This is a genomic window from Pseudoalteromonas sp. NCCP-2140 (assembly GCF_023708065.1).
Classification (GTDB): Bacteria; Pseudomonadota; Gammaproteobacteria; order Enterobacterales; family Alteromonadaceae; genus Pseudoalteromonas.
In genome coordinates this window covers 40702-56537 of the sequence record NZ_BRCZ01000003.1, presented here as the reverse complement: position 1 = coordinate 56537, position 15836 = coordinate 40702, and the positions used below count along the sequence as shown (strand labels likewise).

Below are 15836 nucleotides of genomic sequence, written 5' to 3'. Positions count from 1 at the left end.
TTATTGAAGAAATTAGTTATTCTTAAATTCGCCAACAACTTCATTAGAATGTTCTAGTAACTTACGACCTTGGCGGCTTGACTGTGTTAGAGCAATAAACAAAATATCAATGACAAAATCTTGTGCCGTACGCGCTAAGATTGACGATAAACGTACAGACTCGCCTTCAGCAACCGAATAAAGTTTTACATCAGCTGAGTCAGCAACAAGGCTACTACCAAATTTAGTCACTGAGATCACCGAGCTTGAGTTTTTCTTAGCTTGTTTAACAACTTCGGCAATTTCGCGAGTCATACCTGACTCACTTATCGCGATAACCAAATCACCTTTTGAAAACGTCGCAACATACGCAAGTTGTGCATGGCCATCTGGCTCTGCAATAGCTGGCATACCGAGTTTTTGTAATTTATAAGAAAAATCTTTTGCGACCAGTGCTGAGCCACCTAAACCACAAATTAAAATGCGCTTTGCAGATTTTAATAGCTCTACCGCTTTTTCGACAGCTGGTGCTTCGTTGAGGTTTTTGGTTTCGGTTAACACCGCCAATTTACTGCTTAATAGTTTTTCGGCGATTTGCTCTAGCGAGTCATTCAGAGTGATCTTGCCATGTAGCTTAGGTTCGCTGCTTTCATCGTTAAGTGCATCAATTACCGCAAGTTTAAAAGCAGGGAAGCCTTTATAACCTAACTTTTGCGAAAACTTCACCACACTTGATTGGCTTACACCAACCACTTTTGCTAGTTCAACCGATGATAAATTACGAATGGCATTCGCTGAATTTAACGTAAAGTCAGCAAGCTTAGCTTCGCTGCTCGATAGAGATTGGCGTAAGGCTTTAATTTTTACAAAAGTAGACATAGGGCTCACTTTGTTTGCTTAACTTAGTCAAAGCGCAAAGCGATGGTTCTATTATAAACACAGGGCTTGGGCGCATTGTTTGCTTAACACGACGACTTATTTTTGTTTTAGCAGACCTAAGTTTGGAATATTTTTCTTAATTTAGATGGAATAATATAGTTTTATTCCATAATAGATACAACTCTAATTATTGAGATAGCTCTATTTTTAGTAACTTAGCGATAATGTATGCTTTTTATTCTTTAATTGTAAAATAAAATATTTTACATGTTAAGTGGGTGTTGCTACTGTATTGCTGAGAATCGTCAACGCTTAAATCATCAGGTATGAATCTGTTATGAGTTTTACCCCTTTGAAAACATTACTTAAACAGCTGTGTTATCTAAGTAGTGCGGCATTATTAGTAAGCTGTGCCAGTAATCCATATACCTATACACAATCAGCTAATTACAGTCATCGTGTTAAGTTCTTAGTGATGCATTACACCGCCATTGATTACGAAAAATCAATGCGTGCGCTCGTGGATGAAGGGGGCTTAAGTTCACATTATTTATTACCAGAATCAGGCGATCCTAGTTATCCAAAAGACGATTTAGAAATTATTCAGCTGGTTGATGAGAAAGATAGAGCATGGCACGCCGGACGCAGTTTTTGGCAAGGCCGCGAAGATTTAAATGATCATTCTATTGGTATTGAAATTGTTAATGTACCAACCTGTCATATTCCTGAGCAAGCAAACCTTGCGATGGAAAATGACGCCAGTAAGTTATGTATTTTTCCAGACTATGATGCCAAGCAAATAGAGCTACTAATAAAACTTAGTAAAGATATTCTTGCCCGTAATCCTGATATTGGCCCAACTCAAGTGATTGGCCATTCTGATATTGCCCCAAGCCGTAAGAACGACCCAGGTCCGCGTTTTCCTTGGTATCAACTGTATAAAGCAGGTATCGGTGCATGGTATGAAAGCGACACCGTTGATAAATATTGGCAGCTATTTAGTGCATCAAAACCTTCAGTTGAATTAATGCAAAAAGCATTACGCAGTTACGGCTATGAGGTGATTGCAACGGGTCAACTTGATTCGCAAACGCTAGATGCCCTTAGTGCCTTTCAAATGCACTTTTTGCCTTGGCATGTCAGTGGGAATAGTGATGCAAGAAGTGCTGCAGTGCTATTTGCATTACTAGATAAGTATTTTCCTAAAAAGCTAGGGCGGTTATTTCAAGAATATCAGCAGCAACAGCAAGCCGTTGAGCCAGCGCCAAAAACACTGGCTAATGCACAAGTGATAGCGCGTATACCAGCGCTTGATCCAAGTAGTCGCGCGCTTGTTAACGACCGAGGCACATTTACAGCCTATAAAGGTCGCGGTGAGATCATCATTGAAAACCAAGATGCAACCAGTGCTGATATTTTCATAAATGGTGAAAAAATTAATATTGCTTCGCCATTAACAGCCGAAAAAATATATCAATACAGTTTGGCTAAACGCACCCATGATGGAATTAACACCTATAAAGTAGAAAATGTATTGCCTGAAGGGGCAAGCTTAACCTTACGTTTTCCTTACCCAACGCTTGATAAAAACAGCACTCAAAAGCGCTTTAGTGCCGTTGATGAATTAATTAATCAAGAGATTAAAGAGGGCTTTCCGGGCGCGGTACTCGCCGTTGTTAAAGATGGCAAGTTGATTAAACTAAGCCATTATGGCGCGGCTAAAAAGTATCATGCTGATGGCAGTGAGCTTACAAGCCCACAAGCCATGCAAAACGATACCTTGTTTGATATAGCTTCAAACTCAAAAATGTTTGCCACTAACTTTGCGCTGATGAAGCTTGCCAGTGAAGGGAAACTCGACGTAGAAAAGCCACTGTTTTATTACCTACCAGAATTTAGGGGCAGCGGCCGTGAACAGCGTTTAGTAAAAGATTTACTCACCCACAGTGCGGGTTATCCTGCGGTGGTTGATTTTCATCGTAAAGACAATAAATTTGGTGAGCGCTTTTTTTCTCAAAACAGCCTGCGTACTAAAAACCTGCTATTAACTGGCGTCCCTTTTGTGGCTGGTCGTAACGTAAAACACCTATATTCTGATATCGATTATATGTTGCTTGGTGTACTGGTAGAGCGTATTAGTGGTATGGCGCTCGATACCTATGTAGAAAGCCAAATTTATCAGCCACTTGGTTTAACACATACGGTTTATAATCCATTACAGAAAGGTTTTTTAGCTTCGCAAATTGCTGCCACTGAGATTAACGGCAATACCCGAGGTGGTCGCATCGAGTTTGAAAATATTCGAACCGATGTACTGCAAGGTGAAGTACATGATGAAAAAGCATTTTATGCTTTAGGTGGTGTAGCGGGGCATGCAGGGCTTTTTAGTACCGCCGGTGATTTGTCTGTGCTTATGCAGGTACTACTCAATGGTGGCGGCTACGACAACAAGCAAATTTTTACGCCACAAGTACTTGAGCAATTCACTAACTCCCAAGCAAGTGATGAGACCTATGGTTTAGGTTGGCGACGCGCGGGGCATCAAGCACGTAAATGGCATTTTGGCCCTTATGCCAGCCCGCGGGCTTTTGGTCATACCGGCTGGACAGGCACCGTGACCGTTATTGACCCAGAATATGACCTTGCTATTGTGCTATTAACCAATGCCCGTCATACACCGATTGAAGGTTCACAAGAAAATTACCAGTTTGTCGGCAAGCGTTTCGAAACAGGTAAGTATGGCTCTATTATCTCACTGATTTATGAGAGTATATTAAATCACTAGTCGAATTAAGTTGAGTTTGGTGGCAAAGCCATTAAGCTTAGCGAGTTTTCGCATAATAAAAATAAAATGTTGTTCTTAATTTAAAAGGGTTTTTATGTCTTGGTATTCAATTTTACCACCCTTGATTGCTATCTTAATTGTGTTTTGGCGCAAAGAAGTGATCATGGCGTTATTGGTCGCGGTTGCGTCGTCTGAGTTTCTACTTGCTCTGAATGGTGAAGGTAATACCTTGTTTTTCACCTTTATCAACACTATTGAGCGAGTCGTTGAAGTTGCCAGCTCTCCTGGTAATAGCCGCATACTTATTTTTAGTATCTTAATCGGTGCTTTACTTGCCTATATTCGTGAATCTGGCGGTGTAGCCGCTACGGTTAATTTGCTGATGAACAAAGGGGTTGCTAAAAGTAAGCGCCAAGTGGGCTACTTAACCATGTTCTCAGGTATTGCGGTATTCATTGAATCGAACTTAAGCGTATTAACCTCGGGAATTTTATCGCGTGGTTTATTCGATAAGTTCAAAATGAGCCGAGCACGCCTTGCTTACATTATCGATAGTACCAGCGCACCTGTGTGTATTTTAATCTTGCTAAATGGATGGGGCGCCTATGTGCTCGGCCTTCTTGGCAACTACGAAATGGAAGAGTCTGCGGTATCGGTGTTGTGGGGCAGTATTGGTTATAACTTTTACGCCATTATCACTTTACTTATCGTGTTCTACACCATCACCTTTGACAAGGTACATGGCCCATTAAAGCAAGCAGAAGAAAACCTAGAGCAACAAGAAACCGAACTTACAGAAGAAGTGAAAGGTTCAAAAGCACGTTACATGCTTGTGCCTCTAATTACCTTAATTGGTAGTATGGTTGGCTTTATGTTCTGGACTGGCGATGGCGATATTGCCAGCGGTAGTGGTTCTAAATCAGTGCTGTACGCAACTATTTTAGCTTGTGTTGTAGCTTACTTCTTAATGATTAGCTCGCGTGAATTTACACACCATAAGCTGGTAGATATTGGCTTTAAAGGAATGGGCGAGTTACTGCCATTAGTGTCTATTGTATTGCTATCACTCACGTTAGGCGCGAGCTTGAAAGACCTTGGTACCGGTGTGTTTGTAGCAGGCCTAGTAGGTGATTTCTTACCAATTTATTTAGTTGTGCCAGTGCTATTTATTACAGGTGCGGTTATTTCATTTACCACAGGTACCTCATGGGGCACTTTCGCAATACTTATTCCAATTGGTGTACCGCTCATTCAAGCTTTAGGTTTACCACCTTCATTGGTTATTGCTGCTATTTTAGGTGGTGGTGTGTTTGGCGATCACTGCTCGCCAATCTCAGATACCAGTGCGGTATCGGCTATTGCATCAGGGTGTGATTTATTAACTCACGTAAAAACCCAAATGCCATACGCTTTATTCGGCGGCGCATTAACCTTCATTGCTTACCTTGTAACGAGTATTATTGTTTTATAAGTAATAGCTGTAAGCTGTAAGTTATAAGTAAAAAACCACAGAGAAGTCTGTGGTTTTTTTATTGCTTGAATTTCGATGACTTGCATATTCAAGTCTGATAGCCGTCAGCCGTCAGCCGTCAGCCGTCAGAAACCATCGCGCGAAATAAATTTCACGCCTACGGTATTCATTTACTCTTTCCCCTTGTAACTCGCTAACTCGCTAACTCGTTGGGTTTCGCTTCGCTCTACCCAACCTACAATTTCGGTACAACCTTATAAACACCGACACCATCAACACCAAGATATAAATCACCATTAGGGTGAGTGGCTAGGCTACGAACGCGACCTACACCTTCAAATACCTTGCTGTGGCCTGTTACTTTGTCACCATCAAGTTTCACCAAAACAAGGTGGCCAAACTTCATCGAACCTACGGCAATTTGGCCTTGCCACTGTGGGTATTTATCGCTGGTGATAAATTCCATTCCAGAAGGAGCAATTGAAGGCACCCAATACCAATCAGGTTGTTCCATTCCCTCGCGACTGGTTTCGTCGGTAATTTTTGTACCAATGTAGTTGATCCCATAAGTGATCTCAGGCCAACCATAGTTTGCACCTGCTTTAACTATGTTGATTTCATCGCCGCCACGTGGGCCATGTTCATGGCTCCAAATAACTCCCGTTTCTGGGTGCATTGCCATACCTTGTGGGTTACGGTGTCCATACGAATAAATACTTTTGTGAGTTGTTTTATGGTTATAAAACGGGTTTGATTTAGGGATAGAGCCATCGCTATTGATACGGTGAATTTTGCCAGCATCATAGTCTAAGCTTTGTGGGTGAACGTCTCTTTTGCCACGGTCGCCAATTGAGAAGTACAAGTAACCTTCTTTGTCGAACTCAATACGCGAACCATAGTGTTTTGTTGTTTCAATATTTGGCTCGCCATCAAACAATAATTGCTGATCGACAAGAGCCATATCTTTAAAACGGGCACGCATAATCGAGGTATTGTAACCCTCACCATCGCCCTCATAGCCCGAGTACGAAAAGTAAATCCAACCATTGTCGGCAAAGTTCGGATCAAGTTCTATATCTAGTAAGCCTCCTTGACCTTCATCATGTACTTTAGGTGTGCCTTTAACTGCTTGCTCAACGAGTTTGCCATCACGAATTAACCTAAGCTCGCCACGTCTGTCGGTGACGAGTAAGTCACGCTCGTTAAGCCAAGCCATACCCCAAGGAATTTGAATTCCTTCGCTTACTAATTCTAGTTTGTAGCTATTAGCGCTGGCATCCAGAGGAATCTTTTGCTCCGGCTGAGCACACGCTTGCAAGCTCGATAAGCTAACTGAGGCAATGATTAAACTGTTAAACAAAGACCTTTTCATGGTAACTCCATAATATTTAAACACGATGTTACTAGCCTAGCTGGTTCAGCATTAAATTGTTATTAACATTAGAGCAATGTGCGATTATTGGTAGGAAAAGCGAGGTAAAGAGCGGAGTATTAGCCGTCAGCCGTCAGCCGTCAGCCGTCAGCCGTCAGCCGTCAGCCGTCAGCCGTCAGCCGTCAGCCGTCAGCCGTCAGCCGTCAGTCTGGAATCTCGGGGAAACCATCGCGCGAAATAAATTTCACGCCTACGGTACTGCTTTACTCTTTCCCCTTGTAGCTCGCTAACTTGTTTTAGATCTGCTAGTTTAGCAAGTTCTTATTCTTAAAAGGATTTAATCAGTCGTATGAAGTCAGAAAAGTTTTTTAAATGGGTGTGGAATGTTAACGGCCTAATTTTACTTTTAGGCTTAATCATTGGAACAGCAGCAATAGGGTATAACTTTGTTGCTTACTTACTAAAGTCCGATAACCATGTTCAGCAACAAACACTAAACTTAGCTGAAGATGAAAAGCAGCAAGAAAAGTGGAAACTGGGTTACCCCCATAAGGTCGAGGGGAGTGATTTTTACTTTATCCCGTTGGAATCAGAAAAACTGGATATCGAGGTGAAAGCTGACGTAACAGTTTACAATAATTTTAGCGGTGGTTATAAATACAGACCTACGCGCTCAAAGAACATCTTGTTTCTTAATGACAAAACCAATCACGCCAAGTGGCTATTTAAAACAACGGATCAGTTGATCATAGAGTTTGGTGCTTTAAGCCATTACAAAGAGTTTGATACTCGTCCTTACAAGGAGCAAAAAGTCTATGCTCCTAAGGCAGTTTCGTATGAAGTTATCAAAAACGATACCAACAACGACAAACTGCTCGATGGCAAAGATAAGCGCACCTTCGCGCTAAGCAAGATTGATGGCTCAAACTACAGCGAAGTTATTTCAGGTTACAACCGCATTGTAGAGTCTAACCTCAACGCTGAGGGCAATTTATTCGTTGTATTTATCAACAACGATGAAGTTTACTCTATGCTGATAGACCTAGATACATTTGAAGTGATTAGTAAAAGCATGCTACCGAAGGTAGGGGAGTGAAATTAATATTAGATATCAGATGTCAGAAGAATGATCTGACATCTGACTACGCGGGGTAAACCCGCTGCTACTCAAAGCTTGTAACTTTACTCTTGTAGCCCGCTAACTTGTTTTAAATCTGATAGCTGACGGCTGAAAGCTGATGGCTCGTTGAACCATCGCGCGAAATAAATTTCACACCCACGGTACTCCTTTACTCTTTCCCCTTGTAGCTCGCTAACTTTTTTAAAGCTGACAGCTCTGAGTGTGTTGGGTTTCGCTACGCTCTACCCAACCTACGAGCTCGCTAACTCGTACACTTTTCCGTTTCATGGGTCAGTTGTTTGAGTGCGATGATTTGGCCTTGTTTGTTTTGGTCTAGGGCGAGTAGGTCTCCTTGGTGAATATGAGTATCTAGGGTGCCGTGTTTTTGTAGTTCTTCAAGGAGTGATTGTTTAATTTGTACTATGACATTTTGCTCGCAGTCGGCGATATACCAGTCATTGTCAACACTGACTAGACGGCCTGTGAAGCTGGTGCGGGCTTGGTGATTGGCTAATGCTTGTTGGTAGTTAGCATCTAGGTTTTGTTTTTGTTGTTTAAGGTTACTCACATAGCTGCCTTTGGCGTCGAGTTCGTGTACTTCAAGCCATTGATAGTCCGATAAATCCACGGCATAAACATGGGTTAACTCGCGGTTGTTGTATTGCAGCATGACAAAACCAAGAATCGCTAAAGCAGCAAATACTCCGGTCATTTGCAGGCCTAAAAAGCGCTGTGGTCTTGGCGTTGCCGACTGTGGCTTTTGCATGTGTGAAAGCTCGTCGCTGCTTAAGCTGTGCTCTGCCTTACGTTTTTGAAAATGTGCTTTTAAATCAGCATCGAGTTGCTCGTCGTTACGCTTCATAATGGCCTCCTAGTTGTTGTTTCAGGTTTTGACGGGCATATCGCAGCCGAGTTTTAATGGTCTCTGGGTTACTTTGTGTGATAGCAACAATGTCTTCGAGACTAAAGCCTTCTTGTTGTAAGGTCAGCGCTTCACGTTGTACAAAACTAAGTGCCATAAGTGCTTTATCAAAGGCTTCGTAGTCGTAGTGATAACTTTCATCCTGAGGTTCAGTAAATAGTTGGTTGTCTTCTAATTCAACGAACTTTTGCTGCTTACGAAATTCATCAATTAATAAATTACGTGCTAACCGAAAAAGCCACGCTTTTGGGTTGTTTTGATCATTGTAAAAGTCGCGTTTATCAATAACTTTTAACCAGGTTTGCTGGCATATATCAAGGGCAAGATCTTTATCACTCTGTGTAACTAGATAGTGATAAAGATCGTTCCCATATTGAGCAACGAGTTGGTTAAGGTAACGGTTGTCGCCCGTTTTGGCATACTGCGCCAAACAATCTGTGCTTGGCTTGTCAAATAACCATGTCTTGATGCTCATTAGCATAGGCAGTTATCCATCTATTTTAAAATCAAGTTGAACGCTTTGGTTTGTTTGTAATTGTGCCACACCTTCAACTACTTTAGGGCGATATTTCCAACGTTTAATGGCGCGAATTGCTTCACGGTCAAATACCCGTTTAGGCTCGGCATCAATAATAACAGGGTCAATCACTTCGCCAGTCGGTGAAATGCTAAAGCTAATTTGTACCCAACCTTCAATGCCATCACGAGCTGCTACCGGAGGGTACTTAGGGTTTATACGCACAATTGGTGTTGCATCTCCTGTTGGTTGGTTAATGCTTTTGCTAAGCGTGTCGCCAATGTTATCGAATGTCATTGTTGGTGTTAAATCCGCTACTACAACTGTATCGGTCGTATCAATCGTTGGGCGTGGCGGTACTTTTGGTGGCATTTTAGCAACTGGCGGTGGCGGCAGTGTTTGCTTTACTTGTACTTTTGAGTCTTCCGGTACTTCATAAATTTCAACCGTGATATCTGGGCCTGTTTTAACATCGGCTCTTTGCTCAGCAGAAATTAAGTACTGCATAAATGCAAATGCTGCAAAGGTCATGACACCGCCGCCAATAATTGCTGCGGTTGTCTTCAAAGCAGCATTGCTGTTATTCAAGCTTGCTGAGTTTAGTGGTAAAGTATGCATAGCCGTTCCTCTTTGGATAATTGCTTTCATAGCTAAAACGGCTGGCAAATAAAAAAGGGGTGAAACTTTTTTCACTTTTTATTTTTCACAAGTTTTTTAGGTTGTTATGAAACTTATTCAAATAGATAAAGCCCGTTACCGTAAACATTTAAACCAAGTAATTATTGCTTGTGTAATTGCTTTAGCCGTTGGCAGTTTAGCCATTTCACAAACATTAATTGCGTTATTCCCTGACCCAAGCGGTAGCCATTTTCATTGGAACCTATTAGGTGTTGTTGTGTGTAGTTTGCTGGTGGGTTTTGTGCTTAATAAATACCGCAATCATGATTACATGACTGAAATAGTCTATGTGTGGGAGCTTAAAAAAGCGCTGAATAAAATCACCCGTAAAATGCCTAAGTTAAAAGCAGCAGGGCGTGAGGGCAATGCAGATGCTTTATTAGCAATTCATTACAGCTATGCGGGATCACGTTTGTTATGGCAACTTGATGACAACACTATTACCATGGATGAGTTGGCAATTAAGCAGGCAGAGCTTGATAGTGTTGCAGATAAATATAATCTCTCGCTTGATGCCGAACGTTATGATGAGTCAATCTTAAAGCAATTTTAAGGACGAATAATGAAAAAGGTTTTGATTGTTTGCTTAGGCAATATTTGCCGCTCACCTACTGCTGAAGCGGTACTTCGTAGTCGTGCCAAGGCGCTGGGTGTCAATGTCAAAGTTGATTCTGCTGGCACCATTGGTTACCACCAAGGTAATCCACCAGACTCACGCTCAAAAGCAGCAGCTGAAAAGCGCGGTTATAGTTTTAATGGCATCTATTCACGACCTGTGACTCAAGCTGATTTTCATGAGTTTGACTTAATTCTCGCAGCCGACAAGCAAAATCTTGCTGATTTACAAGCCCAGTGCCCAGAGCACTTACAATATAAGTTGTCGCTGTTTTTAAGTCATGGTGACGCAGGGCAGAGCGAGATCCCCGACCCCTATTATGGTGGTGATCAAGGCTTCGAAAAAGTACTCGATTTAATAGAGGACGCAGCCGATAACTTGCTTAAAAAGTTTTAATACCAATCCGCAATAATACTTAATCATTTTGAGGGATTAAACCTGTCGCTATCTGCGTTAAAAATTTCTGATTTAGAACAACTAAATAACGAAATTTTTGCCTTGCTATCAACGAGGTTTTCTTGCCTCAAAATAGCTCACTTAATTAAGCTAATTGGTATAAAAAGGGTCGCATTGCGACCCTGTTATTTATCTTTTTATTTTAAAGTCTAATTGCACCCGAGAAGTTGCAGTAATGGCTTGACCATTTTCAAACTTAGGCGCATAACGCCATTTTTTCATTGCTTTTACTGCTTCTCTTTCAAATGCAGTACCACCTTCAGAGTCAACCACAGTTATGTTGTCTACAAAGCCTGACGGGGTTACTTCAAATTCCATCACGACAATGCCGTCTTCCATACGTTGTGCTTTTGACATTGGATATTTCGGCGGCACACGGTACAACGGCTCTTGTTCTTGGCTTTCTTTCCAAGGCACCATTTTCGCAATCGCTAAACAATGTTTGGTTGCTTCGTCGCTTTTACCTGTTTTTTCGTATAAGTGAACCAACTTCGAATGGGCGTTTAATTCGGTTTGATGATCAAAGTCTAGCTCTTGATCAAATACGCTAACTACGTGATTCAATCGCTCAATAGCGGTGCTGTATTTACGTTGGTTTTCTGCAAATGCGGCAACTAAAAAGTCAGCGCTAATACGATCGACAGCGTTATTTGGTAAGTTTTCTTGGTAGTACTTATCGGCTTCTTCAAGATATTCCTTTGCTGTGTAATAGCGCTCGCCAGTTCCTTTGTAAGCAAGGATACGAGCAGCGGTCATTTTTGCATCAGCAACAAGCTTGTTTGAGTTTTGTTTTTCAGCAATAGCAATGACATCATCAAGATACGTATCAGCGCGCTTAGCAGAGGGAGTTGATTCTGCCATGCCGATTAATGAATCATACACTTGCACACTTAGCTTGCCGTGGTTTTTTTCGAGTATTTCGTAGGCTGTGCGATATAACTCAAAGCTTTGTTCTTGTTCACTTTTAGCAAGGCTGTTTGCATAGTTAATAGCAAGATTGGCTGTGTTGTCGGCGTTTTCGCCATAAATCTCTTTGCCAAGCTCAAACGCTTTTTTGGCAAGCTCACTACTGTCTTGCTTATTTTCTACAGCAGCGACATAAGCGCGGTAGGTGTCGTTAAATTCTTGGGTGGTCGTTTCATTGGCAATGCCTTGCTGACTAAATAGTAATGCAACACATAAGGCAAGTGAGCTCTTTTTCATAATATTCCTTATTATTTTGCCCAGAGAAGAGGGGATTAATACTTGTTGATGATAATTATTATCATCATTAGGTGCAAGGTATCTAGTAATTTTTAATGTATCACTGTTTTTAATTTAAGCAAAAACGGTGATTAAGCTTAACCGGTCGCAGGTACTTATGAAAAAGCGCTCACATTGAGCGCTTTATTTTTAGATTATAAACTCAGGCAAATTCTGTTCATCAAACCAACCCGGTATGTAATGCGATTCGTAAAGTCGCCAACAATTATCTGACTCTAATCTTGCTGCTAACTGATAGTGAGCTGCATAGATTTTTTGATTGCTATCATTCACGGGGTTTTCGGGAATGATTCGGGCAATGATAAATCGAGCTGTTTTTTTATCTTGGCTAATCTCCATTTTGACCAACTCTGCAAAGTGCTGCCAAAATGGCGCAAGCAGTCTAAAGTTTTTTAAACTCCCTATAACACTTTCTCTACCAGATAAATCACCTAAAGGAGGAAAGCTGCCTTGTATATTTTGGCTGTAGCAATCAATAAGTAAATTAATATCACAGTTATCAACAGCAAATGCATACTTGTTATAAAGATCAATGAGGGCTTGCTTTGGCTCTGCAGCTTTAAACTTGCGAATTAATGCCCATGGAGAGTGTAATTCACTTACTATTGTTGGTGCACCATCAACTAGCTGCCAGCCATGAACTCCAGGAAGCATGTTCCAGTTAGGAAGCAAGGATTGTTGTCCTTTATTCCAGTTAACCTGAAATTTAATGTGGTTAATAAGCCATTGCTGGTTTTCATAAACGAAATGAAAAATAAACGTACAACCACATAAAAAGCGTTTTTGCCCATGATTTACATCTACATAAGCGTAGCTGCTTGCTGCAGCAAAATCTTTTTGGTGTGCAGTAAACGTATTTGTAAATTCAGCATTCGTTGCATAGTTTTTGAAATCTTCACTTAAGGTTGTTGATACATGCTTTTGCCCATTTACAGAACCATGGTGATGGCTTTTGAAAACGATATCAGAGCTAAACAGCTTTGCTAACGAGTGCTTATCCGAGTGTAACCAGCTATCTTTAAACTGAGATATTAAGTTTTCGAGCTGTTCTTGAGTACTCATACAGCTGGCTCTCTTTGCTCTTTTTCAAGAGCAGGAATAACAAAGCTACCCAATTCATCAATTACATCTTGGGCAGCCCTTCGAGAAGGTTTTAAGTTTAGCGCAATGTGTTTTACGCCAAGCTCTCTGTGTTTTAACAGTCGCTCAATAAGGGCATTTCGACCAATTCGTACAACATTATAAAAACGCTGATACGGGGCATCTGGGTTTTTATCTAAATCAAAAAATGTCGCATAGCCGTAATGTGGGCTTGTGTTGCTATTGCTTGCAATTGATAGGTTGTTAATGATTTCACTGATGGCTTGTTCATTATCAACAGCCCAAATCCAAGCATTAACATTATTAGCCAACCACTCAAATGATTGCCTAGAACGACCAACGGCCATAACGGGTATTTGCTGGTTTACTGGTTTTGGATAAAGGTCAAGTGAACCATCAAGCTCGCCGTAATGTTGGCTAAGGTGTTTAGGAAAACTTTGTTGGTGTAATGTTTTGATAATTTCAACTGACTCTCTGTAGCGCTCAGCACGCGCGTTAAAATCGACACCAAAAGCCGGGTATTCAACTGGCCTATCTCCGGTTGAAACTCCTAACACAAAACGACCATTACTTAGATGATCAACTGAGGCTGCTTGTTTGGCAACCATGATAGGATCGCGTAATGGTAAAACTGCCCCTGCGGTGCCTAAAGTAATTGTATTTGTATGTGCAGCAATGAAACCTGCGTAAGTGAATGGATCAAGCATCTGCGCAGCATCACCAAAATTAGGATCATAAAAAGGCACATCCCTAAACCAAATACTGGCAATACCTGCTTGTTCAGCCTGCTTAGCCGTTGCTATATCAGCATTGAGGGTAGGGAAAGGGCTGCTAGGGTAAGCTTCAAGGGGAGTGAGCAATCCCAGCGTTAATTTGTTGTCGGCAAATACATTTGTAAAGCTAGTTGGTAGATTATTCATGTTACTGATCTCCCGAATTCGCTGGCCACACAACATCAAGTTTAGAGTGGCTAATGCGCCATTGACCGTCGACTTTTTCATAGCGGTCTAAGTATCGGCCTACTAATAAAAGCGGAGATTCGCTTTGCTCTCTACTTGTAACAAAGTCAATTAGATAGCACTCACCCTGTGCTGTCGTTTTATCTGTTAGTACTATTTGATGGTTCATTACGGCATGAACAAAAGGGAAGTGCTTTCTATTGTGAGTATCGAATTCATCATAAGCATTTTTTAATCCTTGCTTTATCTGTTCAATTCCATTCATTGCTCCCACTGTTACTTCGACTCGTGCGTTGCTAGTAAATACTTCTTCCATTTTATGAATTTGACCAGAGTCTAAAAGCTGACTGTAGTTTAATCGAAGAGTTCGGATCTCTTCTTTTTCGAGTAAATCGAGAAGTTTGCGTTCGCTCATCATGTTTCTCTATTGCTGAATAAGTGAACACTATTTTATTATCTTCTTTTTAAATGATAACCTAGCTAATATTCCATTTATTCTGTCCTGAGATTCCATAATGAAGCCAGAAGATAGCCCTTTCTTTGGTATCCGAGAGTTTGTTGAAACACTACGCATGGGTACATTCACAGCAGCTGGTAATCGGTTAGGTTTAACAGGCTCCGCTGTTGGTAAAACTGTTACTAGGCTTGAAAGTAAGTTAGGTACAAAGCTACTGCATCGAACAACGCGTAAAATTATGGCAACCCCAGAAGGGCAGCATTATTTTGAAGGCTGGGTAAAAATACTGGCTGAAATAGATAGCCTAGAGCAAGCGGTCACTGCCGGTAGCCATAATGTTTCAGGGCAAGTAAAGCTTCACTTACCTGCGGCATTCGGCCGTAAGTATGTAATGCCAATACTTTCTAAATTAGCAAACAAGTATCCTAAACTAGAGCTTGCGGTTCACTTTAGTGAAAGTCGTATCAATTTAATAAATGAAAATGTTGATTTGGTGGTACGTATCGGCACATTAGAAGATGATGCCGATCTGGTAGCAAAATTGTTGGGTTATCAAAAATTAACAGTGTGTGGTAGTCAAGATTATTTTGACCAACATGGTGTGCCAGATACTCCTGCGGATTTGCTCACTCATGATTGTATTATTGGCAGTAAGCGCTCTTCGCAGCCAACATGGTTGTTCAAAGATAGTAAAAAGCAGTTATTTAACCAGCTAATCAATGCCAGATATATGCTCAGTGATGGAGACGCGATGCTTGATGCCGCACTTAATGGTTTAGGTGTTGCACAATTACCTACTTGGCTTATTCAAGAGCAGCTAGATAGTAATAGGCTAACTTGTGTTTTAGATACCTTTTCAGGTGCGGTTATGCCAATCAATGTTGTTTGGCCACGCTCAAGATATTTAAAGCTTAGTCAAAGGGTTATAATTGATGAATTAGCAGAGCAGTTTAAGCTTCAAGCATCACTATTTGGTTATTCTTCATAATTGTTTTATCTAGCGCTTTTAGTACGTTATTAATCAGCGCTGAGGCTCATCATTACACTGTTATTTTTATTATTTTGATAGGTGGTTGATAAAGGCTTAGCGGTTTATTGAGATTAAACTAATCTATTTTTTCGAATATCTGCAAAGGTTTATTGAGTAATTTATTGTAATTCAATGGACTAGCTGTAAAAAGTAGTGCTTTAGAGTGTTTTGATAGCGCCACTTATGCGTGGCGCAAAGCTCGTATCTTGGGGACGTTTAAGTGTATAATAC

The 15836-nt window shown here is 41.1% G+C and carries 15 protein-coding genes; 6 read left to right on the top strand and 9 right to left on the bottom strand.

Going from position 1 to position 15836, the window contains the following annotated elements; all coding sequences use genetic code 11:
• Positions 1–12: 12 nt before the first annotated feature.
• Positions 13–858, bottom strand: a complete 846-nt coding sequence (locus NFU46_RS06905; protein ID WP_054560797.1) for a MurR/RpiR family transcriptional regulator — start codon at positions 856–858, stop codon at positions 13–15.
• 337 nt (positions 859–1195) lie between these two features.
• Here NFU46_RS06905 and pbp4b point away from each other — a divergent pair, with 337 nt between their 5' ends.
• Together pbp4b and NFU46_RS06895 are read left to right on the top strand one after the other, a co-directional pair.
• Positions 1196–3643, top strand: coding sequence for a penicillin binding protein PBP4B (gene pbp4b / locus NFU46_RS06900; RefSeq protein WP_251600822.1), 2448 nt, complete (start codon positions 1196–1198; stop codon positions 3641–3643).
• A 94-nt stretch (positions 3644–3737) separates the two neighbouring features.
• On the top strand, positions 3738–5114 hold the full coding sequence (locus NFU46_RS06895; RefSeq protein WP_251600819.1) for a Na+/H+ antiporter NhaC family protein: 1377 nt from the start codon (positions 3738–3740) through the stop codon (positions 5112–5114).
• Between the two features lie 235 nt (positions 5115–5349).
• On the opposite strand, the gene NFU46_RS06890 is transcribed toward NFU46_RS06895, so the two are convergent.
• Positions 5350–6486 carry a PQQ-dependent sugar dehydrogenase gene (locus NFU46_RS06890; RefSeq protein ID WP_251600817.1) on the bottom strand — a complete coding sequence of 379 codons (1137 nt, stop codon included), beginning with the start codon at positions 6484–6486 and terminating at the stop codon, positions 5350–5352.
• A 349-nt stretch (positions 6487–6835) separates the two neighbouring features.
• Between NFU46_RS06890 and NFU46_RS06885 the strand changes: the two genes are divergently transcribed.
• Complete coding sequence (locus tag NFU46_RS06885; RefSeq protein WP_175083453.1) at positions 6836–7582, top strand: hypothetical protein; 747 nt, start codon at positions 6836–6838, stop codon at positions 7580–7582.
• A 286-nt stretch (positions 7583–7868) separates the two neighbouring features.
• Here NFU46_RS06885 and NFU46_RS06880 read toward each other — a convergent pair whose 3' ends face one another.
• Genes NFU46_RS06880 through NFU46_RS06870 form a run of 3 tightly spaced genes read right to left on the bottom strand, consistent with a single transcriptional unit; the run spans position 7869 to position 9663 of the window.
• Entirely contained in the window at positions 7869–8468 is a 600-nt protein-coding gene (locus NFU46_RS06880) for a hypothetical protein (RefSeq protein ID WP_175081048.1), read from the bottom strand.
• Positions 8458–9009 (bottom strand): RNA polymerase sigma factor, encoded by a 552-nt coding sequence (locus tag NFU46_RS06875; protein ID WP_175081049.1) that lies wholly within the window; start codon positions 9007–9009, stop codon positions 8458–8460. The genes NFU46_RS06880 and NFU46_RS06875 overlap by 11 nt, the downstream gene beginning before the upstream one ends.
• A 6-nt stretch (positions 9010–9015) precedes the next feature.
• Positions 9016–9663, bottom strand: coding sequence for an energy transducer TonB (locus tag NFU46_RS06870; RefSeq protein WP_062564916.1), 648 nt, complete (start codon positions 9661–9663; stop codon positions 9016–9018).
• Between the two features lie 106 nt (positions 9664–9769).
• On the opposite strand from NFU46_RS06870, the gene NFU46_RS06865 reads away from it, so the two are divergent.
• Both NFU46_RS06865 and NFU46_RS06860 read left to right on the top strand, forming a co-directional pair.
• Positions 9770–10276, top strand: a complete 507-nt coding sequence (locus NFU46_RS06865; RefSeq protein ID WP_058585678.1) for a DUF3087 domain-containing protein — start codon at positions 9770–9772, stop codon at positions 10274–10276.
• A gap of 9 nt (positions 10277–10285) precedes the next feature.
• Positions 10286–10735, top strand: a complete 450-nt coding sequence (locus tag NFU46_RS06860; protein ID WP_251600813.1) for a low molecular weight protein-tyrosine-phosphatase — start codon at positions 10286–10288, stop codon at positions 10733–10735.
• Positions 10736–10924: 189 nt separating this feature from the next.
• On the opposite strand, the gene NFU46_RS06855 is transcribed toward NFU46_RS06860, so the two are convergent.
• The 4 genes from NFU46_RS06855 to NFU46_RS06840 form a co-directional block, all read right to left on the bottom strand.
• Positions 10925–11998: an energy transducer TonB gene (locus NFU46_RS06855; RefSeq protein ID WP_251600810.1), complete on the bottom strand. Its 1074-nt coding sequence runs from the start codon at positions 11996–11998 to the stop codon at positions 10925–10927.
• Between the two features lie 189 nt (positions 11999–12187).
• Positions 12188–13120 carry a nuclear transport factor 2 family protein gene (locus NFU46_RS06850; protein ID WP_251600808.1) on the bottom strand — a complete coding sequence of 311 codons (933 nt, stop codon included), beginning with the start codon at positions 13118–13120 and terminating at the stop codon, positions 12188–12190.
• Complete coding sequence (locus tag NFU46_RS06845) at positions 13117–14079, bottom strand: TIGR03571 family LLM class oxidoreductase (RefSeq protein ID WP_251600805.1); 963 nt, start codon at positions 14077–14079, stop codon at positions 13117–13119. The genes NFU46_RS06850 and NFU46_RS06845 overlap by 4 nt, the downstream gene beginning before the upstream one ends.
• A gap of 1 nt (position 14080) precedes the next feature.
• Positions 14081–14536, bottom strand: coding sequence for a nuclear transport factor 2 family protein (locus NFU46_RS06840; RefSeq protein WP_251600803.1), 456 nt, complete (start codon positions 14534–14536; stop codon positions 14081–14083).
• Between the two features lie 97 nt (positions 14537–14633).
• Here NFU46_RS06840 and NFU46_RS06835 point away from each other — a divergent pair, with 97 nt between their 5' ends.
• Positions 14634–15563: a LysR family transcriptional regulator gene (locus tag NFU46_RS06835; protein WP_251600800.1), complete on the top strand. Its 930-nt coding sequence runs from the start codon at positions 14634–14636 to the stop codon at positions 15561–15563.
• Positions 15564–15836: the final 273 nt, after the last annotated feature.